The following is a 19,858-nucleotide window of genomic DNA, read 5'->3' on the forward strand; positions in this document are numbered from 1 at the left end:
CCCACCCGTGGCGATGGCAGTACCCGCCGGTTTGGGCGTCCGGCGTCTCGGGACGCGTCGCCGACGCACCGTCGCGATCTTGCAGTTTCGTAGGCGATTCGCGCGGTTCTGGTCGGCGATTCGCAGCATTGGCGGCGTCTTCCGGGGCAGAACCGGTAGCGGGTCGGTGCGCGGATCGGATCGACGGAGGCCCTACGGGCCGGTGCGTCGTGTGTCAACCGGTCGGCAGGGCGGGCAGGATGGGGACATGACCCTCGCACTGCCGATCGACCCGGAGGCAACCGCGTTGCTGCGGCGCAGCCCGCTGGCGCTGCTCGTCGGGATGGTCCTCGACCAGCAGGTGCCGATGGAGAAGGCGTTCACCTCACCGTACGTGCTCGCCCAGCGCCTCGGGCACGAGCCGGACGCTGCCGAACTGGCCGGGTACGACCCGGACGCCCTGGTCGCACTCTTCGCGACCCCCCCCGGCCCTGCACCGTTTCCCGAAGGCGATGGCGGTCCGGGTCCAGGAGGTGTGCCGGCTCCTGGTCGACCGGTACGACGGCGACGCCGCCGGCCTCTGGACGGGGGTCACCGACGGCCGTGACCTGCTACGCCGGGTCGCCGACCTGCCCGGGTTCGGCAGGCAGAAGGCGCAGATCTTCGTCGCCCTGCTCGGCAAACGGTTCGGTGTCACACCGAAGGGCTGGCGCGAGGCCGCCGGGAGTTACGGCGATGCCGACGCGTACCGGTCCGTCGCCGACGTGACGGACGCCGACTCGCTGCGCCGCGTCCGCGAGTACAAGCAGCAGCTGAAGGCGACCGCGAAGGCCGGGACGGCCGGGACGGCCGGGGGCTGACCCGACGGGGCCGGGCCGTCGCCCGCTGGCCGTACCGCGGGATGGCGCCCGCCTGGTCGCTCGGCCGGCGGTACCGGCCCGGTCGCGGCGGCCGACCCGTCGCCGGTGGTGCGGGGATCCGTCAGGCGGCCGTGGGGCGAGAGAGGGCGGCTAGCGCGCGCCGAACGTCGGCGAGCGAGACGGTCGCCGAGTCGTCCAGGTCGGCCAGACCGGCCTCGATCCACTGCCGCATCAGCGTGGTCACCCCGATGCCCCGGGCGTCGGCGGCGGCGCGCACCCGCTCGTAGGTCTCCAGCGGAAGCCGTACCGACCGGCTCACCATCGGGCTGTCGGTGTCCGGGGTGGGCAGCTCCATCGGCTGCCTCTCGTCGATCAGGTCGGCGAGGGCGTCGTCGCCGTGGAACCGCTTGGTCGCCTCGTCACGGTTCATGCTGACCGCCTCCTCGTCGGCGCTCTCTCCGCACGGCCTCGTCGTAGCGCTTGGCCTCCACGTCGGTCAGCTCGCGTGCGGAGAGGATGTCCCAGTCGTTGTCGGTGCCGTCGGTCTCGGCGAGCAGCACGGCCAGCCGGCGCCCCCGGCGGGCGGAGGCGTAGACGACCATCACGTCGTCGCCCAGGTGGCGGATGACCCGCCGGCTGCTGCACAGCGCCTCCCAGACTTCCCCCGGTGTGACGTCGTAGACCCTCAGGTTTGCCAGCGCCTCGTCGGTGAAGCTGAACCGGCTGCCCATGGGCGCGAGCGTACCACGGCCGTAACACGGACCGGGGTACGTCGATTTTCGCCGATCACGTAACCGAGGTGACAGGATGGGGGGCATCCCTCAAGGAGGTCGTGGTGAAGCGTCAGGCGTACCAGCCGATCCTGATCACAGACGCCGCACGCAGCCAGGATGACCAGCTCAACAGCCGGCAGAAGCGGTACGTGTTGATGATGGGCATCCGGGTCGCCTGCGTGATCGTCGGCGCGGTGCTGGTGGGCGTGCAGGCCCCGCTGCTCTGGCTCTGGCTGCCCATGGTCGCCCTGGGCATGATCCTCATACCCTGGCTCGCCGTGTTGCTCGCCAACGACCGCCCGCCCAAGGACGAGCACCGCAAGACCGGTCGGTTCCGGTCCCGGCGGCGGGACGAGACGCCGCCGATGAGTCTCACCGCCGAGGAGCGCCCCGCCAAGGTTATCGACGTCGATCCCTGACCTTGCTGTTCGTCTCGACCGCTGACGGGCGGCGTCCGATGCCGCGCCGACGCCCCGGCCGCCGACGGCAGGCCCTCGCGGCTGACCGGCCGCCGGGATCCACGCTCACCGCGCAGTGGCGCGGCGAGCGTCAGACCGGTGGTCGGGCACCCACCTGGCTCACCGCCGACGCGCCGAAGTCGCCGGCCCGACGCAGCGCCGCCTCGGGGGAAGCCCCCGCCAACCAGGCCGCCAGCAGCCCGGCGGCGAACGCGTCGCCTGCCCCGGTGGGGTCGACCACGGCCATCCGGCGCGCCGGCGCCACCGCGATCACGGCGTCCCGGTCGACCCACACCGCTCCGGCCGCACCCCGTTTCACCACCACCCGCCGTGCCGAGACGGACAGCGCTCGGCCCTGCGCCGCCGGGTCCAGCCCGCCGGCCAGCACGGTCGCCTCCGCGGCGTTGACCAGGAGCAAATCGACGTCGCGTACCCAGCTCAAGAACGCCGTCGCGCCGACCCGTCGAAGTGGCGCCGCGGAGGCCGCGTCGACGCTGACGGTGAGGCCCCGCTCGCGGGCCGCGCCGAGCGCGCGCAGGCCGGCCGGCCGTGAGGCCGCGTCGAGCAGGGTGTAGCCGGACAGGTGTAGGTGCGCCGCGTCCGGCGCCGCGTCCAGGGCCGCCTCCACCGCCTGCGGGCTGAGCCGCAGGTTCGCCCCCCGCTCAGTGATCATCGTGCGTTCCGCCGCGCTGGCCAACACGATGACCGTTCCGGTGGGGACGTCCGGCAGCTGGGCGACGGCGCAGTCGACGCCGCCGCGTTCCAACTCCGCCACCCGGTCCCGGCCCGGTCCGTCGTCGCCGACCGCCCCGACCAGCGTGACGGGTACGCCCAGCGCCCCCAGCCACGCCGCGGTGTTCGCCGCCTGGCCGCCTCCGGTGAACCGGATCGTCGCCGCCGTGTCCGACCCGGTGACCGGGGGTCCGGTCAGGACCGCCACCACGTCGGTGATCAGGTCGCCGACGACGATGACCCGCGGTGCTGTCATGCCCGGCTGGCGGCCGCGACCGCGATCCGCGCGGCGAGGTCGGCGTTGCGCAGGATGATCCGGACGTTGACCGCGAGGCTGGCGCCCTCGGTGGCCGAGTGGAAGTGCGCGAGCAGGAAGGGCGTCACCGCCTTGCCGGTCACCCCCTCGCGCCGCATCCGGGCCAGCCCGTCGGCGAGGGTGCGGTCGTGCAGCGCAGGGTCCAACTGCTCGCCGACGGGCAACGGGTTGGTCACGACCAGCCCACCGCTGCACACGCCGTGCTGCTCACGCGCGGCGAGCACCTCCGCCACCTGCTCCGGGGAGTCCACCGACCAGTCCAGGTCGAAACCGCCGTCGGTGAGGTAGAAGCCGGGGAAGCGGCGGGTGCGGTAGCCGACCACGCCCACCCCGAGGGTCTCCAGACGCTCCAGGGTCGCGCCCACGTCGAGGATCGACTTCACCCCCGCGCAGACCACCGCGATGGGCGTCCGGGCCAGGGTGGTCAGGTCGGCGGACTCGTCGAAGGTCTGCGTGGCCTCCCGGTGCACCCCGCCGAGGCCGCCGGTGGCGAACACTCGGATGCCGGCTGCCGCGGCCACCGCGCTGGTCGCGGCCACGGTCGTGGCGCCGTCAGCGCCGGTCCCGGCCGCCACGGCCAGATCGCGTACGGAGAGCTTCGCCACCTGGTCGGCGGTGGCGAGCCGGGTCAGCTCGGTGTCGTCGAGCCCGACGACGAGTTGGCCGGCGACCATGCCGATGGTGGCCGGAACCGCGCCGGCGGCGCGGACCACCTGCTCGATCTCGCGGGCCACCCGCAGGTTGTCCGGCCGGGGTAGGCCGTGCGAGACGATTGTGCTCTCCAAGGCAACCACGGGGCGGCCGGCGCGTAGGGCGTCGGCGACCTCGGTGCCAGGTCGGATGTGAAAGTCGGTCACAACTGTTCACCGTACGACCTCACCCGCTGTCGCCAGAAGTGGACCGGGCGGCGGGTGACCTGCCAGACTTGACGGTCGGAGGTGTGGAAGTGAGCACACAGGTCCTCGAGCGTCCCGAGGTGAAGGACGCCGACACCGGTCCCGAGATGTTCCACTACGTGCGCAAGGAGAAGATCGCCGAGAGTGCCGTGATGGGCACCTTCGTCGTGGCGCTCTGCGGCGAGACGTTCCCGGTCACCAAGGCGGCCAAGCCGGGCTCGCCGGTGTGCCCGAAGTGCAAGGAGATCTACGACTCGTTCACCGAGTGAACGGGCGGGGCCCCGCCCGCGTAGCCTGCGGCGGTGACCACCTCCACCGCCCTGCTGCTCGCCGACCTCGCCGGGGTGGCGGTCTTCGCCGCCTCCGGCGCCTCGGCCGCGGTCGCCAAGCGGCTGGACCTCTTCGGCGTTGTCTTCGTCGGCTTCGTCGCCGCGCTCGGCGGTGGGATCTTCCGGGATCTGGTCATTGACGAGGTGCCGCCGCTGGCCTTCGCGGACTGGCGCTACGCGGCCACCGCCGCCGGCACCGCCGCGGTCGTCTTCTGGCTGCACCCCCAGCTGGCCCGGCTGCGGACCACCGTGCTCGTGCTGGACGCGGCCGGCCTGGCGCTGTTCACGGTCACCGGCACCGTGAAGGCGCTGGGCGTCGGCGTACCGGCGCTGGGTGCGTGCGTCATCGGGATGCTCACCGCGATCGGCGGCGGCCTCGGCCGTGACCTGCTCACCGCCGAGATCCCGGTGGTCCTGCGCCGCGAGATCTACGCGGTCGCCGCGCTCGTGGGCGCCGTCCTCGTCGCGCTGCTCGACGCGGTCGGGCAGGCCAACGTGCTCTGGCTCACCGTGGCGGCCGCCCTCGTCTTCCTGATCCGCCTGGTCTCGCTGCGCCGACGCTGGTCCGTCCCGATCGCCACCCTCCGCCCTCCGCGCACCGGCACCCCACCCTGACCCGTCCCCCTGACGGAAGGCGGCGGGTCGGCCGGAGGCGGACTCGACGTCCGGTAGCCCTGCGGCATGGTACGACTAACAAGGCAGGCATACCGGAGGAAGACGGACAAGTTGATGGCGACGAGTCGGGCGACCGCCCTGCTGCGGAAACCCGGGCAGCCGCAGCAGGCAACGTTCCTGGAACTCTTCTTCGACCTCGTGTTCGTCTTCGCGCTCACCCGTGTCTCGCAGCGACTGGCCGAGGACCTCACCGCCCAACGGCAGATCGTTCTCACCGAGACCGGCCAGACGCTGCTGTTGCTGCTGGCCCTGCTGATGGTCTGGTTCACCACGGCCTGGGTGACCGACCTTTTCGACCCCGACCGACCGGAGATCGAACTTCTGGTCTTCGCGACCATGCTCGGCAGCCTGGTCATGGCGGTCGCGATTCCGGAGGCGTTCGGCACGAGCGCCCTCGCCTTCGCCGGTGCGTACGTCGCGATCCATGTCGGCCGTGGCCTCGTGCTCGTGGTAGCCCTTCGGGGCCACGAGGCGCAACGCCGCGCCGCGGTGACGCTGGCGTGGTACGGGGTGTCCGCCGTGCCGTGGCTCGTCGGGGCGCTGTTCTTCCCGGAGAGTCCGGCGCGCGGGGCCCTGTGGGCGCTGGCGATCGTCATCGACTACGCGGGTGCCACGGTGCGGTTCCCCACGCTGCGACGGGCCGAACGGCCGATCGAGGCGCCCATCGTGGCCGAACACCTCTCCGAGCGCTACCGGCAGTTCTTCATCGTCGCTCTGGGCGAGCTCATCCTGGTCACCGGCGCGACCTTCAGCGGCTCCGCCTTCGAGATCGGCCAGATCGCGGCGTTCGTGGTGTCGTTCGCCACCACGGCGCTGATGTGGCGGATCTACATCCACAAGGCCGGAGAGCTGTTGCCCCTCGCGATAGCGACGGCCCGCGTACCATCCCGCCTCGCCGGACTGTCGACACCCGCCCACCTGCTCATGGTGGCCGGCATCGTCGCGATCGCCGTCGGCGACGAACTCGTCATCGAACATCCGACTGGGCACACCGATTCGGCTTGGGTCGCCGTCATCCTCGGTGGACCGGCGCTCTTCCTGACCGGACGGGCCATCTTCGAGTACGCGGTGTTCGGCCGAGTGTCCCCATCCCGCACGATCGGCGCGGTCGTGCTTGCCGCGGTCTCCCCGGTGATGGTGTTCACACCGCCGCTGGTGGTCCTCAGCGTCCCCGCTCTTGTCCTGGCGGCAATCGCCGTATCCGATACGGTCCGCGCCCGAAGGCGCCCTCCCGAGATGCCGACACCCCCCCTCTAGTCGCCGGTTCGTCCGTGCGGCGATGGCACGGCATCACGGCATCCGGTATCGGTTCGAACCGCGTGATCGGCGCGGTTTGCGCGGGACGGCCCGGGGCGGCCGGGTGTGACCAGCGTGGCGCCAGGTGGGGGGTGGGGCGGCTGCTGGGTATGCTGGGGCGGCCTTCGCGGCACCCGTGCGCGGAGGTGTTTTCATGGGCGGCGGCACCGTGGCCCTCGGCCGGGGCCGGTCCCCAGGCGGTGGAGAGGAGCTTCGCGTGGCAGCCCGGACGCCGGTGCTCGAGACGTTCCCGGCGCTGCGCGCATGGCAGCGCAAGGCTCTGGTGGAGTATCTACGTCGCCGCGAGCCCGACTTCACGGCGGTCGCCACCCCGGGGGCCGGCAAGACCACCTTCGCCCTCCGCATCGCCGCCGAGCTGCTCGCCGACGGCACCGTCGAGGCGGTCACCGTGGTCGCCCCCACCGAGCACCTCAAGACCCAGTGGGCGGAGTCCGCGGCCCGGGTCGGCATCCAACTCGACGCCACCTTCCGCAACGCCGACCTGCACTCGTCCGCCGACTTCCACGGCGCCGTGGTCACGTATGCCCAGATCGGCATGGCCCCGCAGGTGCACCGACGGCGAACCATGACGCGGCGGACCCTGGTCGTCCTGGACGAGATCCACCACGCTGGGGACTCGCGGACCTGGGGTGACGGGGTGAAGGCGGCGTTCGAGGGCGCGGAGCGCCGGCTCATGCTTACCGGCACCCCGTTCCGGTCCGATGACAACCCCATCCCGTTCGTCAGCTACGAACGGGGCGGGGACGGCCTGTTACGCTCCCGTGCCGACTCGGTCTACGGGTATGCCGACGCGCTGCGGGACGGCGTCGTCCGGCCGGTGCTCTTCCTCGCGTACTCCGGGGAGACCCGGTGGCGGACGAACGCCGGCGAGGAGCTGGCGGCCCGGCTGGGTGAGCCGATGACCCAGGACCTGATCGCGCAGGCCTGGCGGACCGCGCTGGATCCGGCCGGAGACTGGATGCCCCAGGTGCTTCGGGCCGCCGACGCTCGGCTGACCGTGTTGCGCAACGCCGGCATGCCGGACGCGGGCGGCCTGATCATCGCCAGCGACCAGCAGACCGCCCGGTCCTACGCCAGGCTCATCGAACAGGTGACCGGTGAGCGGACCGCGGTGGTGCTCTCCGACGACGGGGGCGCCTCGGCCCGGATCGCGGCGTTCGCGGCCTCCGACCAGCGGTGGCTGGTGGCGGTGCGGATGGTCTCCGAGGGTGTCGACATCCCCCGCCTCGCCGTCGGCGTGTACGCGACCAGCGCCAGCACACCGCTCTATTTCGCCCAGGCGATCGGCCGGTTCGTCCGGGCCCGCCAGCCGGGGGAGACGGCCTCGGTGTTCCTGCCCAGCGTGCCGCACCTGCTCGGGCTGGCCAGCGAGATGGAGGCCGAACGGGACCACGTCCTGGGTAAGCCGAAGGACCACGAGGGCTTCGACGACGACCTGCTGGAGCGTGCCCAGCGTGACGACCAGGCCAGCGGCGAGTTGGAGAAGAGGTTTTCGGCGCTCTCCGCCACCGCCGAGCTGGACCAGGTGATCTTCGACGGCGCGTCGTTCGGCACCGCGGCCCAGGCCGGCACCCCGGAGGAGGAGGAGTTCCTGGGGCTCCCCGGTCTGCTCACCGCCGACCAGGTGGCCATGTTGCTGTCCAGGCGGCAGGCCGACCAGCTCGCCGCGCAGCGGCGCCGAGCGACCGAGCGGGCGGCTGAGCCGGTCGCTGCCGCACCGGCTGCGCCGATGAGTGCGGCGCAGCGCCGGGTCGCGCTGCGCCGGCAGCTGAACGCTCTGGTGGCTGCCCGGCACCACCGCACCGGGCAGCCCCACGGCAAGATTCACGCCGAGTTGCGGCGGCTCTGCGGTGGCCCGCCCAGCGCCCAGGCCACGATCGAGCAGCTCGAGGAACGGATCGCCACCGTTCAGACGCTCTGATCCGAGGTGGCTCGCGCCTGGGAGCACTGATCCGGGGTGGGGCACCTGGGGCGGATGACCGCTCGGCGGGGTATGCGTCACGGCACGCCGTTCGGCGCCCACTGGCCGCCGTGACGGGGCGCCCCCGCTGGGGACGGGCGCCCGCGGTAGGGGCGACAAGGCCGGCCGTACCCCTTCAGGGCCCGGCCGGCCTTGTGTGTCGGATTGCGACTCAGTTCGCCATCAGGTCGGCGCCCCGCCAGCTGAACTCCGGATCTGCCGCGTACCGAACGGTGATCTTCACGAGATCCTCCGCGTACTTGTTCGCGTGGTGCCCACAGAACACCAGCTCGCCGCCACCGGCGAGGGTAATGCGGAGTTTGCCGGCAGCATTGCAGCGGTCGCACCGTTCATCGGCGGCCGGGGGGCTCACCGTCTCGGGCGGCGGCGTGAGGGTCGGGGTCATCGCCTTCCTCCTCTGGTCGTCACCGATGAACACTCTCTTCGGTCCTTGCTCACTTATCCTGCAACACCCTTGTCGGGCCTCGCCTTCCCTGTGTGCCCGCGGGGGACCGAGGTCACACCTGGCTCCGACAGCGTGCCATGCACCCAGGGTGCCACGTCAACGATCACATTCGTGCAACCGAACGATGACTATGCGGCGTTGCCTGCCGGGTGGTCGAAACGACCTGTTCAGCTGACGCCGCCGATCAGTCCAGGTAATCCCGGAGGACCTGCGAACGGGACGGGTGACGCAGCTTTGACATCGTCTTGGACTCGATCTGCCGGATCCGCTCCCGGTCACGCCGTAGACCTGGCCGATCTCGTCCAGCGTCCGCGGCTGGCCGTCGGTCAGGCCGAAGCGCAGGCGGACCACACCGGCCTCACGCTCGGACAGCGTCTGCAGCACCTGTTGGAGCTGGTCCTGCAACAGGGAGAACGAGACCGCGTCGACCGCGACCACGGCCTCCGAGTCCTCGATGAAGTCACCGAGCTGGCTGTCGCCCTCGTCGCCGATCGTCTGGTCGAGTGAGATGGGCTCCCGGGCGTACTGCTGGATCTCCAGCACCTTTTCCGGTGTGATATCCATCTCTTTTGCCAGCTCCTCCGGGGTGGGCTCGCGGCCCAGGTCCTGGAGTAGCTCGCGCTGGATCCGGCCGAGCTTGTTGATCACCTCGACCATGTGCACCGGGATGCGGATGGTGCGGGCCTGGTCGGCCATGGCGCGGGTGATCGCCTGGCGGATCCACCAGGTGGCGTAGGTGGAGAACTTGTAGCCCTTGGTGTAGTCGAACTTCTCGACCGCGCGGATCAGGCCGAGGTTGCCTTCCTGGATCAGGTCCAGGAAGGCCATTCCGCGACCGGTGTATCGCTTGGCCAGCGACACCACCAGGCGCAGGTTGGCCTCGAGGAGGTGGTTCTTCGCCCGTTCGCCGTCGCGGGAGATCCACAGCAGGTCGCGCTGCATCTCGCGGACGAGTTTCTCCTCACCCTCGTCGGCGGCACGCAGCTGCTCGGCCGCGTAGAGGCCGGCCTCGATCCGCTTGGCGAGCTCGACCTCCTGCTCCGCGTTGAGCAGCGGAACCTTGCCGATCTGCTTCAGGTAAGCCCGGACTGAATCGGCTGATGCGGTCAACTCGGCGTCGCGGCGCGCCTGCTTGAGCGCCTCGGACTCCTCGTCGTCCCACTCGAAGTCGTTGTCGTTGGCGGAGTTGGCCGCGTCGGTCTCGGCGGCCTGGGTCAGCTCGGCCGGCTCGTCGACGACCACGTCCTCGATCTCGGCGGCCAGTTCCTCCGGATCGATGTCGCCCTCGGACTCGGACTCGTCCTTGCCCTTGACGGTAGCTTTGGTGGCCTTGGCCGGGTCGGTCGCCGCGGCCACCGTCGCCTTGGTGGCCCGGGTGGCCTTCTTGGCCGGTGCCGCTGCCTTGGCGGCCACCTCGGCGGTGGTGCCGGCGGTCTTGCGGGCGGCGGCCTTCCGTGGCGCCGGGGCCGGGGCCTCGTCGGCGGCGGGCGCCTGCTTCGGGGCGGGCGCGGCGGCCTTCTTGGTGGTCTTGGCGGTGGTGGCCCGGGAGGCCGGGGTAGCCGAGCGGGCGGCCGCCACCCGGCGGCGGGGGGCGGTGGTGGCCGAACCGTCCACCACGACGGTCACCCCGGCCTCGGAGAGCGCCCGGAGGATTTTCTTGGCCTGGGCCGGAGTCACCTCGGCGGACTCGACAGTACGCGCGAGCTGGGCCGACGTGAGCTGACCGCCGGCGCTCTGCGCATGCGCGATCAGGGTGTCGGTGAGCGAGCGAACGTCGGCGCCGGTCTGGCGGGGTTCTGTCACGAATGACCTTCCGGAGGCGAAGAGCGAGCACGGCCGGGTCGTCCGGCGTGGAGCGGAGCACGGGTGCCGGGCGATGTCGTTTGAGGGACCCCCGCGTTCCGGGCCGGCCGGTCGCTGGCGGTCCGTGGCGCGTGGGCAGGGTGAATTGTAACGCCGTCCACGGCGATCATCCTGCGGCGCACGGGGTACCGGCGGATGGACCGCCGATTCGGCGCAGATGTGGACTTTGTAAGGATGGTACCCGCGGGTGGCCGGGGATCGCCCGGCCGTGCGGAAAGGGGACGAAGAATGGTCCGCTCGGGGCCGGAGCCGCGGGACCTGCTTGAGATCGCGATCGACGTGGCGCGGGACGCCGCCGCGACGGCACGCCGGATGCGGGTCGAAGGCGTGTCGGTGGCCGCGACCAAGAGCACGGCCACCGACGTGGTGACCGTCGCCGACCGGGCCGTGGAACGGCAGGTGCTCGCGGCGCTGCGCCGGTTGCGGCCCGGCGACTCCGTGCTGGGCGAGGAGTACGGCGAGGCCGACACCGATCCGGCGGCCCCGGCTGGCGTGCGCTGGATCGTCGACCCCATCGACGGCACCGTCAACTACCTCTACGGCCTGCGGCACAGCGCCGTCTCGATCGCCGCCGAGGTGGACGGAGTGGTGGTGGCCGGGGTGGTGCGCAACATCAGCACCGGCGAGGAGTGGACGGCGACGGTCGGTGGCGGGGCCTGGCGCGACGGCCGGCGGTTGCGCTGCTCCACCGAGACGGATCTCGGTCAGGCGCTGCTGGCCACCGGCTTCGGTTACGACCCGAAGCGCCGGGCCCACCAGGCCCGGGTGGTGGCGGAGCTGATCTCGCAGGTCCGCGACATCCGGCGCCTCGGCGCGGCCGCCATCGATCTCTGTTTCGCCGCCGAGGGACGGGTGGACGCATACTACGAGAAGGGCCTCGCCATCTGGGACCTCGCGGCCGGAGGGCTGGTGGCCACCGAGGCCGGCCTGCGGGTCAGCGGGCTGAACGGGGTGCCGGCCGGGCCGGACATGGTGGTCGCCGCGCCACCGGCACTCTTCGCGCCGCTGCACGACCGGCTGGCCGACCACGACGCCGCCGGCGGCCCCTGACCCGCCGCTGCGGGTGGCTCAGTCCTCCCGTACCGGGCACGAGCCGGGCGGCGCCACCGGCGAACCGAGGTCGCCGAGGGACTGGTTGACCTCGGTCGTCGTGGCCAGCTGCTGGAAGGAGCCGCCCAGCACCACATCGACGGTGTCGTCCGCGCGCTCGGGGTTGTACTCGGCCTTGGCGTTGTCCAGGAAGTACGCCCGCAGCAGGTGCGCCGAGCCGACGCCCTTCGGACCGAACCGCAGGACCGCGATGTCGTTGATCTGCTTCTTCTCATCGCCGGTCTTCTTGACCTGGAACTGTCGGTTGCGGAACTCGTCGGCGATCCGGTTGGCGAGGCCGACCTGGTCGGTGCCGTTCAGTACGTTGATCTTCACGTCCCTGCGCTCGCGCAGGGTCACGTCGGCCCGTGGCCAGCCCTCGGGGCAGCCGCCGCCGGCGCCGGCCTCACTCTGTGTGTCCCGTACCAGTGCGGTGACGACGAAGACCAGCGCCAGCACCCCCAGCAGACCGACGACGACGAGTGCTCGCACTCGTGCAAAGCTCATCAGGGCGCTCCCGGGACAGTGGTGGATGGCGGCCGCCGGCGGTCGGGCCGCCCCGTCGGCCGTCGAGTACGCCGCTGAGGTTAACGGGTGTCCGGCCGTCGCGTGGAAACAGGCGGACATGCCGGCGCGCCGGCCGGGAACCGGGTACTACTACCCCTATCTTCGTGTCGCCTGAGTCACATTGGGAACAACTTCCCGTCGGGGGGCGTACATCTCTGCCACGAGGGCGGTATACATGCCACGCCCGATGGGGGGGGTAAGGTACCGCGCTCGCCGGGAGTACTTCCCCGGCGGCACCGGCCCGGCGTCGGGTGACCGACACAAGTGGTGGCCGGCCAGCGGAACCGAAACATCGTCGTCCGGCGTTACAACCGGAAGCGACAACATCGACATGGGAGAGTGAAACCGATGGCCACCGACTACGACGCCCCGCGGCGCGACGAGGTCGACCTCGGCGAGGACAGCCTGGAAGAGCTGAAGGCCCGGCGCGTCGACTCACAGTCGGGCGCCGTGGACGTCGACGAGGCTGAGGTGGCGGAGAGCTTTGAGCTGCCCGGCGCCGACCTGGCCGACGAGGAACTCACGGTCAAGGTCCTGCCGATGCAGCAGGACGAGTTCCGCTGCGCACGCTGCTTCCTGGTGCACCACCGAAGCCAGCTCGCGGTTGAGCGCGGCGGTGAGCTGATCTGCCGGGAGTGCGTCTGACGCGCATCCCACAGCACGGGCGGCTGCCCCTACGGGGCCGCCGCCCGTTCCGGTCGCCGTGCGGTAGCACGGGGGAGCTGCTTGACTCGTGAGGGATGGCCGCCAGGGCGGCGGTGCATCCATCGGGAGGTTCGGTGCCATGACCGAGCGGAACGAGCGGGACGCCGCGCCCGGCACCGGACCGGCGGGCGACGAACTGGGCGTCACCGTCGCCGCGCTGACCGCCGACGACATCACCCCGGCCCGTCGCCGGCAACTGCTCGGCCGGTTGGTGGGGCAGGCCCGTGCCCGCGGTGTCGGCGACCTGTTCAAGCCGAAGACCGCCGTGCGCTGGATGGTCGACACGGTCGCCGAGATCGCCCCGCACGTGCCGGTCCGGGACCAGGCCACCCTGCGCCGGCACTTCCCCGACCTGGACGGTGAGGCGTTGGCTGAACGCCTGACCCGCAACGCCGCCCGGGCGACCGCGGGGGTCGGCGCCGCGGGCGGTGGCGTCGCGGCCGTCGAGTGGGCCGTCGCCCCGACCCTGCTCTCCGCCCCGGTCCTGCTGGCCGCCGAGACGATTGCCGTGGCGGCGATCGAACTCAAACTGACCGGTGAACTGCACGAGGTCTACGGCGTGCCGCTGCCCCAGGGCGGGACGCAGCGGGCGGTGGCGCTCGTGCAGGCGTGGGCCACCAAACGGGGAATCAACCCGACAATGCCCGGGGTCGGGGTCAGTGCGGTGTTGGGCACCGCGGCCCGCCGGGAGCTGCGCGACACCCTGATCAAGCGCTTCGGGCGCAATCTCACCACGCTGGGGCCGTTCCTCACCGGCGCGGCGGTGGCGAGCTATCTCAACCGGCGGGCCACCCGGGCGATGGCCGACCAACTCCGCGCCGACCTGCGCCGCCAGGGCGCCGGCCTACCGCCGGGACTACCCGGTGTGTCCTGAGCCGACGGCTCAGCCCCGCCCGGTGGGGCGGGCACGGGCCGCGTCCCGGGCGGCGATCAGTGCCGTCGCAAGCTCCACCGGCCGGCGGGTGCTCACCACCCAGAACGGGGTCGGGTCGGCGGGGTCGTCGAGCACCACCTGCACGGCACCGGCGACCCACGGCCGCTGCACCACGAACGCCAGCGGGTCCGCGCCGACGCCGAGCACCTCACGGCGGCCGGCGGCGTCCAGCGGGACCACATCGGCGACGAAGCGGGCCGGCAGCCGGGCGTCGTCCACCCGCAGCTCGCCGTCACGGACGGCCACCCGGATCCGGCCCAGCCAGGCCAGCCCCGCTACGGTCGCGGGGAGCAGCACCGCGAACGGCAACCAGGCCCGGACGCCGGGCGCGCCCAGCCAGACCTCGGCGGCGAGCAGGACGGCTGCGGCCAACCCACCCAGCCAGAGCCACCAGGGCAGGCTCAACCGCTCGGCGTACGTCGCGGGGGGCGCACCGGACGGCGACGGTGACGGTGACACGCTCACGTGGTGAAGGGTACGGCGCAGGCCGGGCCGGGGACCGGGCAGGATGTCAGGGTCACCCCAGGAACCGGACGGAAGAGGGGAACCGTGACCGAAGTCGTGCCCGTAGCTGTGCGGCAGCTCGACCCCGGGCTGCCACTGCCGGCGTACGCCCATCCGGGCGACGCCGGTGCGGACCTGGTGGCCGCCGTGGACGTGGAACTGCCCCCGGGCGGCCGGGCCCTGGTGCCGACCGGGGTCGCCATCGCGTTGCCCGCGGGGTACGTGGGCCTGGTCCATCCCCGTTCGGGTCTGGCGGCCAGGCTCGGCGTGACCGTGCTCAACGCGCCCGGTACGGTCGACGCCGGCTACCGGGTGAGATTCAGGTCAACCTGATCAACCATGATCGGGAGGCGCCGGCCCGGATCTCCCGGGGCGACCGCGTCGCGCAGCTCGTCGTGCAGCGGGTGGCGCGGGCGGAGTTCCAGCCGGTGGCCGAGCTGCCCACGTCCCGGCGGGGCGCCGGCGGGCACGGCTCCACCGGCGGCCACGCCGGCCTGGTTCCGGTACCCGCCGCACCCGGGCCGGACGGCCTGCGGGGGGAAACCGGAGGCGCCCTGACGGCGGACGGCGGCGGTGCGTCCGCCGTCGAGGCGAGCGCACGGACGGAAGAGGTGGCAGGGTGAGTGCGAACAGCGAGGGGTGTACGCAGTGATCTTCTCCCGAAAGCGGGCCGGCGCCGGGCGGCACGCGCGTGACCAGCGGACCGAGGCCCTCGACGCCAACGAGCTGGCGGAACCGGTGATCCCGGGGCCGCCGGACCGTGGTCCCTACGACGTCAGCGAGGCGCCGGCCGGCGTGCAGCGACTCGACCTGGGCAGCCTGCAGATCCCCGCGGTGCCCGAGGTCGAGGTTCGGGTGCAGGCCGACCCGCAGGGCGTGATCCAACAGGTGGTGCTCGTGCACGGGCAGAACGCGCTGCAGCTCGGCGTGTTCGCCGCACCGCGCAGCGAGGGTATCTGGGACGAGGTGCGTGAGGAGATCCGCCAGTCCCTGTTCAACGACGGCGCCGCCGCCCAGGAGGCCGACGGCGAGTACGGCACCGAGCTGCACGCCCGGGTGCGCACCCCGGACGGTCTCACCGACCTGCGGTTCATCGGCGTGGACGGGCCGCGCTGGATGGTCCGCTGCGTCTACCAGGGCGCGGCGGCCACCGACCCGGCCGCCGCCGGGCCGCTCGCCAGCTGCCTGGAGGGCCTCGTGGTCGACCGGGGCCACGAGGCGAAGCCGGTGCGTGAGCCGCTGCCGCTGCGGCTGCCCCGTGAGGTCGCCGAGCAGGCCGGTCCCGCCGCCGCCGCGGCCGGTGAGGCTCCTCGCGAGGCCTGACCGGCGCGCACACCACCCCGACCCCGTCGGCGTACGCTGGCGGGGCGGTCCCGGTGTTCTCGGACCGGACGACCTGCCGGCCCACCGGCCGGCCAGCGTGGGAAGGGTGACGCGGAGGTCATGTCGACCGACGAGCGGCGGGGTTCGCTGCGGCGCATGCTGCGTCGACTCACCGCCACCGAGGCGGAGATCGAGGCGCAGGAGTTGCGTCGGGAGAGCGCCGAGCACGGCGGCGTGCCGGCCCGGCAGTGCTGCCGGGGCCAGGTCGTCGCGGTGTCCGGCCGGCTCCGCACCGTGGTCTACACCCCGCGGACGAACCTGCCGACGCTGGAGGCGGACCTCTACGACGGCAGCGACGTGGTGACCCTGGTGTGGCTGGGCCGGCGGCAGATCTCCGGCATCGAGCCCGGGCGGCACCTGACCGCCCGGGGCCGGGTGGCCGTGCGGGACGACCGTAAGGTCATCTACAACCCGTACTACGAGTTGGAACCGCCGAAGTGACCCGGATGAAAGGCGCGCGATGACGACCGGACCGCAGCGGGCGGCGCAGCCGGGCACCGGCCCCGGCGAAGAGGAGCCGCTGCCGACCATCGCCGAGCAGATGGCCGACCAGTTGGGCGGCTGGCGCGGGTTGCTGGAGTCCAGCATCCCGGTGGTCGTCTTCGTGGTGGCGAACATCGTCGGCGAGCTGCGTCCGGCGGTGATCGCCGCGGTGGGGGTGGCGGTGGCCATCGCCGCGCTCCGGCTCGCGCAGCGACGGCCGATTCGGCATGCCGTCAACGGGCTGTTCGGTATCGCCATCGGCGCGGCCATCGCCTGGCGCACCGGAGACGAGCGGGACTTCTACCTCCCCGGCATCCTCTACGGCATCGGCTACGGCATCGCGTTGCTGATCTCGGCGGCGATCCGGCAGCCCCTGGTGGGCTGGATCTGGTCGGTGTTGGTGGCCAAGGGGCGCTCCGAGTGGCGGCAGGATCCGCGCCTGGTGCGTACGTTCACCGGGCTCACCGTGCTGTGGGGCGTGGTCTGGCTGGCCAAGGTCGGCGTGCAGGCCGGTCTCTACCTTGCCCAGCAGGACACCGCCCTCGGCATCGCCCGGCTGGTGTTGGGCTATCCGCCGTACGTGCTGCTGCTGCTGATCACGGTCTGGACGGTGCGGCGGGTGACCCGGGAGTCGACCCCGACGCCCGCCGCCTGAGCGGGGCCTGGCCGGGCCCGGGAGCGGCGGGACGGCGACCGGCGGGGCGGTCAGCGGGATTCGCGGGTCCGCTCGACGCTGTCCGGCCCGAGGACCACCGCGCGGACGGCGTCTTCCACCTCCGCGGTGCACACGAAGACCAACTCGTCGCCCGCCTCGATCGGGTCGTCCGGGCTGGGGACCAGCACCCGCTTGCCCCGCAGAATCGCTACCAGCGCGGAGTCACGCGGCAGCGGCACCGCGCGCAGCGGCTGGCCGACGTACGGGGCGGTCGGGGGTAGCGTGATTTCGACGAGGTTCGCCTCGCCCTGCCGGAACGTCATCAGCCGGACCAGGTCGCCCACGGTGACCGCCTCCTCGACCAGGGCGGCCATGACCCGCGGCTTGCTGACGGCGACGTCCACCCCCCACTGCTCGGTGAAGAGCCACTCGTTCTCGGCCCGGTTGATCCGGGCGACCACCCGGGGGACCGCGAACTCGGTCTTGGCCAGCAGCGACACCACCAGGTTGACCTTGTCGTCGCCGGTGGCGGCGACCACCACGTCGCAGCCGGCGAGGTCGGCCTCCTCCAGGCTGGCGAGCTCGCACGCGTCGGCCAGCACCCACTCCGCGTCCGGCACCCGGTCGGGCCGGAGCATCGTGGGCTGGCGCTCGATCAGCATCACCTGGTGGCCGTTGTCGATCAGCTCCTGGGCGATCGAGCGGCCCACGTTGCCGGCGCCCGCGATGGCGACGCGCATGATCACTGTCCCCCTTCCGGCGGCAGCGCCGCCACCGACGTGACAGCGTTCACGATGTCGTCGGTGACCAGCATGAAGATCTGGTCACCCTCCTGGACGACGGTGGACCGGGTGGGCAGCGTGCCGATCCCGAACCTGATGAGGTACGCCACCCGGCCCCGGTCGCCTCCTCCAGTCCGTGCGCGCAGCGGCCGACCCAGTCCTTGTGGACCGGCACCTCGACGATCGACACGGTGCTCGTCGCGTCGCGGAAGATCTCCACATTGCCCTCGGGCACCAGGTGCCGCAGCATCCGGTCGGCGGTCCAGCGGACCGTGGCCACGGTCGGGATGCCGAGGCGTTCGTACACCTGGGCGCGGCGCTGGTCGTAGATGCGGGCCGCCACCCGGCTGACACCGAAGGTCTCGCGGGCCAGTCGGGCCGAGATGATGTTGGAGTTGTCGCCGCTGGAGACGGCCGCGAAGGCATCCGCGCGCTCGATGCCGGCCTGCCGGAGCACCGCGCCGTCGAAGCCGGCTCCGGTCACCGTGATCCCGTCGAAGTCCGGTCCCAGCCGACGGAACGCGTCGGCGTCCTGGTCGATGACCGCCACCGAGTGCCCGCGGGCCTCCAGGCTGTGCGCGAGGGTCGAGCCGACCCGCCCACAGCCCATGATCACCACATGCACCGCGTCTCCTCCTCAGCGTCCGCACCGACCGGTAGTCGTCTGCGAGCCTGCCACGTTCCCGGCGCGGGCGCGGACCGACCGTACTCCGCCGGTACACCCGTCCGTGATCGGCCACCCAGGTGGTCCCGGCGCCGGTGGTCGTACGCTTGGCGGTTGTGGCCAGACCCACCTCACTGTTGAAGCGGCTGCTCGTCGGTCGACCGTTCCGGTCCGACCGGCTTCAGCACACCCTCCTGCCGAAGCGCATCGCCCTCCCGGTCTTCGCCTCGGACGCGCTCTCCAGCGTGGCCTACGCGCCCGACGAGATCCTGCTGATGCTCTCCATCGCGGGCGCGTCCGCGTTCGTGTTCTCGCCGTGGGTCGCCGTGGCGGTCGTGGTGGTGATGCTCACCGTCGTCGCCAGCTACCGGCAGAACGTGCACGCCTACCCGTCCGGCGGCGGCGACTACGAGGTGGCCACGGTCAACCTGGGTCCCCGTGCCGGGCTGGGTGGCGAGCGCCCTGCTGGTCGACTACGTGCTCACCGTGGCCGTGTCGGTCTCCTCCGGGGTGGCGAACCTGGGCTCGGTGATCCCCTTCGTGGCGGCCCACAAGGTGCTCATCGCGGTCTGCGCGGTTTGCCTGCTCACCGCCGTCAACCTGCGGGGGCTCAAGGAGTCGGGCACCGCCTTCGCCATCCCCACCTACGGCTTCATGATCGTCATCATCGGCATGATCCTCACCGGGCTGGTCCGGGTCGTGCTGCTCGGACAGGAGCTGCGCGCGCCGAGCGCCGACCTGGTCATCGCCGCCGAGTGGCACGACACGAGCGGTTGGGCGCTGGCGTTCCTGCTGCTGCGGAGCTTCTCCTCCGGCTGCGCCGCGCTCACCGGAGTCGAGGCGATCTCCAACGGGGTGCCGGCCTTCCGGGCACCGAAGAGCCGCAACGCGGCGACCACCCTGCTGATGCTCGGTTTGGTGGCGGTGACCATGCTGGTGGGCATTGTCTGGCTCGCCAGGCTGACCGGCCTGCAGTTCGTGGAGGACCCAAAGCAGCAGATCGTCTCCGGCCCCCAGGGCTATGTGCAGAAGACCGTCACGGCCCAGCTCGGCGAGACCATCTTCGGATCCGGGTCGCTGCTGCTGTTCGTGGTGGTCGGCGTCACCGCCCTGATCCTGTTCCTGGCCGCGAACACCGCGTTCACCGGTTTCCCGGTGCTCGGGTCGATCCTCGCCCAGGACCGGTACCTTCCCCGCCAGCTGCACACCCGGGCGACCGACTCGCCTTCTCCAACGGCATCCTCTTCCTGGCAGCCTTCGCGATCATGCTGATCGTCGGTTTCCAGGCCGAGGTGACCAGACTGATCCAGCTCTACATCGTCGGCGTCTTCGTCTCGTTCACGCTCTCCCAGGCGGGCATGATCCGGCACTGGAATCGGCACCTGAGGAGCGAGCGGGACCCCCAGGTACGTCGCCGGATGGTGCGCTCGCGGGCGATCAACGGATTCGGCATGGCGATGACCGGCAC

19 protein-coding genes and 5 pseudogenes are annotated in these 19,858 nt (G+C 72.1%); 14 read left to right on the forward strand and 10 right to left on the reverse strand.

The genetic code is table 11. The features are described from left to right. Positions 1–247 precede the first annotated feature (247 nt). Positions 248–839, forward strand: a pseudogene (locus tag QTQ03_RS27885) (HhH-GPD-type base excision DNA repair protein). 121 nt (positions 840–960) lie between these two features. On the opposite strand, the gene QTQ03_RS27890 reads toward QTQ03_RS27885, so the two are convergent. Continuing rightward, complete coding sequence (locus tag QTQ03_RS27890) at positions 961–1,269, reverse strand: YlcI/YnfO family protein (RefSeq protein ID WP_289276126.1); 309 nt, start codon at positions 1,267–1,269, stop codon at positions 961–963. Then, entirely contained in the window at positions 1,259–1,570 is a 312-nt protein-coding gene (locus QTQ03_RS27895; protein ID WP_289276127.1) for a hypothetical protein, read from the reverse strand. Before QTQ03_RS27895 ends, QTQ03_RS27890 begins: the two co-directional genes overlap by 11 nt. A 104-nt stretch (positions 1,571–1,674) precedes the next feature. Here QTQ03_RS27895 and QTQ03_RS27900 point away from each other — a divergent pair, with 104 nt between their 5' ends. Beyond that, a complete protein-coding gene (locus tag QTQ03_RS27900) occupies positions 1,675–2,031 on the forward strand; it encodes a DUF3099 domain-containing protein (RefSeq protein WP_289276128.1) in 357 nt (118 codons plus the stop codon). A gap of 130 nt (positions 2,032–2,161) precedes the next feature. On the opposite strand, the gene QTQ03_RS27905 is transcribed toward QTQ03_RS27900, so the two are convergent. Together QTQ03_RS27905 and QTQ03_RS27910 are read right to left on the reverse strand one after the other, a co-directional pair. Further along, positions 2,162–3,058: a carbohydrate kinase family protein gene (locus QTQ03_RS27905; RefSeq protein ID WP_289276129.1), complete on the reverse strand. Its 897-nt coding sequence runs from the start codon at positions 3,056–3,058 to the stop codon at positions 2,162–2,164. Then, positions 3,055–3,975: a pseudouridine-5'-phosphate glycosidase gene (locus QTQ03_RS27910; protein ID WP_289276130.1), complete on the reverse strand. Its 921-nt coding sequence runs from the start codon at positions 3,973–3,975 to the stop codon at positions 3,055–3,057. The genes QTQ03_RS27905 and QTQ03_RS27910 overlap by 4 nt, the downstream gene beginning before the upstream one ends. A gap of 83 nt (positions 3,976–4,058) precedes the next feature. Between QTQ03_RS27910 and QTQ03_RS27915 the strand changes: the two genes are divergently transcribed. The 4 genes from QTQ03_RS27915 (at position 4,059) to QTQ03_RS27930 (ending at position 8,256) form a co-directional block, all read left to right on the forward strand. Continuing rightward, on the forward strand, positions 4,059–4,283 hold the full coding sequence (locus tag QTQ03_RS27915; protein ID WP_289276131.1) for a DUF3039 domain-containing protein: 225 nt from the start codon (positions 4,059–4,061) through the stop codon (positions 4,281–4,283). Between the two features lie 33 nt (positions 4,284–4,316). Then, on the forward strand, positions 4,317–4,958 hold the full coding sequence (locus tag QTQ03_RS27920) for a trimeric intracellular cation channel family protein (protein WP_289276132.1): 642 nt from the start codon (positions 4,317–4,319) through the stop codon (positions 4,956–4,958). A 114-nt stretch (positions 4,959–5,072) separates the two neighbouring features. After that, entirely contained in the window at positions 5,073–6,275 is a 1,203-nt protein-coding gene (locus QTQ03_RS27925; RefSeq protein ID WP_289280600.1) for a low temperature requirement protein A, read from the forward strand. A 256-nt stretch (positions 6,276–6,531) separates the two neighbouring features. Further along, positions 6,532–8,256: a DEAD/DEAH box helicase gene (locus QTQ03_RS27930; RefSeq protein WP_289280601.1), complete on the forward strand. Its 1,725-nt coding sequence runs from the start codon at positions 6,532–6,534 to the stop codon at positions 8,254–8,256. A gap of 211 nt (positions 8,257–8,467) precedes the next feature. On the opposite strand, the gene QTQ03_RS27935 is transcribed toward QTQ03_RS27930, so the two are convergent. Then, on the reverse strand, positions 8,468–8,701 hold the full coding sequence (locus QTQ03_RS27935; protein ID WP_289276133.1) for a DUF7455 domain-containing protein: 234 nt from the start codon (positions 8,699–8,701) through the stop codon (positions 8,468–8,470). A 244-nt stretch (positions 8,702–8,945) separates the two neighbouring features. Next, a pseudogene (locus QTQ03_RS27940) lies at positions 8,946–10,564 on the reverse strand (RNA polymerase sigma factor). 288 nt (positions 10,565–10,852) lie between these two features. Here QTQ03_RS27940 and QTQ03_RS27945 point away from each other — a divergent pair. Next, entirely contained in the window at positions 10,853–11,674 is an 822-nt protein-coding gene (locus tag QTQ03_RS27945; RefSeq protein ID WP_289276135.1) for an inositol monophosphatase family protein, read from the forward strand. Between the two features lie 18 nt (positions 11,675–11,692). Here QTQ03_RS27945 and QTQ03_RS27950 read toward each other — a convergent pair whose 3' ends face one another. Continuing rightward, a complete protein-coding gene (locus tag QTQ03_RS27950) occupies positions 11,693–12,205 on the reverse strand; it encodes a LytR C-terminal domain-containing protein (RefSeq protein ID WP_289280604.1) in 513 nt (170 codons plus the stop codon). 423 nt (positions 12,206–12,628) lie between these two features. Here QTQ03_RS27950 and QTQ03_RS27955 point away from each other — a divergent pair, with 423 nt between their 5' ends. Together QTQ03_RS27955 and QTQ03_RS27960 are read left to right on the forward strand one after the other, a co-directional pair. Next, positions 12,629–12,925: a DUF4193 domain-containing protein gene (locus tag QTQ03_RS27955; protein WP_289276136.1), complete on the forward strand. Its 297-nt coding sequence runs from the start codon at positions 12,629–12,631 to the stop codon at positions 12,923–12,925. Positions 12,926–13,064: 139 nt separating this feature from the next. Then, positions 13,065–13,859, forward strand: coding sequence for a hypothetical protein (locus QTQ03_RS27960; protein WP_289276137.1), 795 nt, complete (start codon positions 13,065–13,067; stop codon positions 13,857–13,859). Positions 13,860–13,868: 9 nt separating this feature from the next. Here QTQ03_RS27960 and QTQ03_RS27965 read toward each other — a convergent pair whose 3' ends face one another. Then, on the reverse strand, positions 13,869–14,378 hold the full coding sequence (locus QTQ03_RS27965) for a DUF3093 domain-containing protein (protein ID WP_289280605.1): 510 nt from the start codon (positions 14,376–14,378) through the stop codon (positions 13,869–13,871). 90 nt (positions 14,379–14,468) lie between these two features. On the opposite strand from QTQ03_RS27965, the pseudogene dut reads away from it, so the two are divergent. The 4 genes and pseudogenes from dut (at position 14,469) to QTQ03_RS27985 (ending at position 16,944) form a co-directional block, all read left to right on the forward strand. Then, positions 14,469–15,046: pseudogene (gene dut, locus QTQ03_RS27970) on the forward strand (dUTP diphosphatase). A gap of 25 nt (positions 15,047–15,071) precedes the next feature. Beyond that, a complete protein-coding gene (locus QTQ03_RS27975; RefSeq protein WP_289276139.1) occupies positions 15,072–15,746 on the forward strand; it encodes a DUF3710 domain-containing protein in 675 nt (224 codons plus the stop codon). 120 nt (positions 15,747–15,866) lie between these two features. After that, complete coding sequence (locus QTQ03_RS27980; protein ID WP_289276140.1) at positions 15,867–16,247, forward strand: OB-fold nucleic acid binding domain-containing protein; 381 nt, start codon at positions 15,867–15,869, stop codon at positions 16,245–16,247. Positions 16,248–16,266: 19 nt separating this feature from the next. Continuing rightward, positions 16,267–16,944 (forward strand): DUF3159 domain-containing protein, encoded by a 678-nt coding sequence (locus QTQ03_RS27985; RefSeq protein ID WP_289276141.1) that lies wholly within the window; start codon positions 16,267–16,269, stop codon positions 16,942–16,944. Between the two features lie 50 nt (positions 16,945–16,994). Here QTQ03_RS27985 and QTQ03_RS27990 read toward each other — a convergent pair whose 3' ends face one another. Then, the gene (locus tag QTQ03_RS27990) at positions 16,995–17,684 is read right to left on the reverse strand and encodes a potassium channel family protein (RefSeq protein ID WP_289276142.1); all 690 of its coding nucleotides are present in this window, start codon (positions 17,682–17,684) and stop codon (positions 16,995–16,997) included. 2 nt (positions 17,685–17,686) lie between these two features. Beyond that, positions 17,687–18,351: pseudogene (locus QTQ03_RS27995) on the reverse strand (potassium channel family protein). A 155-nt stretch (positions 18,352–18,506) separates the two neighbouring features. Between QTQ03_RS27995 and QTQ03_RS28000 the strand changes: the two are divergent. After that, a pseudogene (locus QTQ03_RS28000) lies at positions 18,507–19,858 on the forward strand (APC family permease); the annotation flags it as partial.

This window comes from Micromonospora sp. WMMA1363 (assembly GCF_030345795.1).
Lineage (GTDB): Bacteria > Actinomycetota > Actinomycetes > Mycobacteriales > Micromonosporaceae > Micromonospora.

Excerpts from the sequence above, each read along its gene's own strand:
- QTQ03_RS27890 (WP_289276126.1), bottom strand. The coding sequence starts at position 1,269 with ATGAACCGTGACGAGGCGACCAAGCGGTTCCACGGCGACGACGCCCTC.
- QTQ03_RS27895 (WP_289276127.1), bottom strand. The coding sequence starts at position 1,570 with ATGGGCAGCCGGTTCAGCTTCACCGACGAGGCGCTGGCAAACCTGAGG.
- QTQ03_RS27905 (WP_289276129.1), bottom strand. The coding sequence starts at position 3,058 with ATGACAGCACCGCGGGTCATCGTCGTCGGCGACCTGATCACCGACGTG.
- QTQ03_RS27925 (WP_289280600.1), top strand. The coding sequence starts at position 5,073 with ATGGCGACGAGTCGGGCGACCGCCCTGCTGCGGAAACCCGGGCAGCCG.
- QTQ03_RS27935 (WP_289276133.1), bottom strand. The coding sequence starts at position 8,701 with ATGACCCCGACCCTCACGCCGCCGCCCGAGACGGTGAGCCCCCCGGCC.
- QTQ03_RS27945 (WP_289276135.1), top strand. The coding sequence starts at position 10,853 with ATGGTCCGCTCGGGGCCGGAGCCGCGGGACCTGCTTGAGATCGCGATC.
- QTQ03_RS27955 (WP_289276136.1), top strand. The coding sequence starts at position 12,629 with ATGGCCACCGACTACGACGCCCCGCGGCGCGACGAGGTCGACCTCGGC.
- QTQ03_RS27960 (WP_289276137.1), top strand. The coding sequence starts at position 13,065 with ATGACCGAGCGGAACGAGCGGGACGCCGCGCCCGGCACCGGACCGGCG.
- QTQ03_RS27980 (WP_289276140.1), top strand. The coding sequence starts at position 15,867 with ATGTCGACCGACGAGCGGCGGGGTTCGCTGCGGCGCATGCTGCGTCGA.
- QTQ03_RS27985 (WP_289276141.1), top strand. The coding sequence starts at position 16,267 with ATGACGACCGGACCGCAGCGGGCGGCGCAGCCGGGCACCGGCCCCGGC.
- QTQ03_RS27990 (WP_289276142.1), bottom strand. The coding sequence starts at position 17,684 with ATGCGCGTCGCCATCGCGGGCGCCGGCAACGTGGGCCGCTCGATCGCC.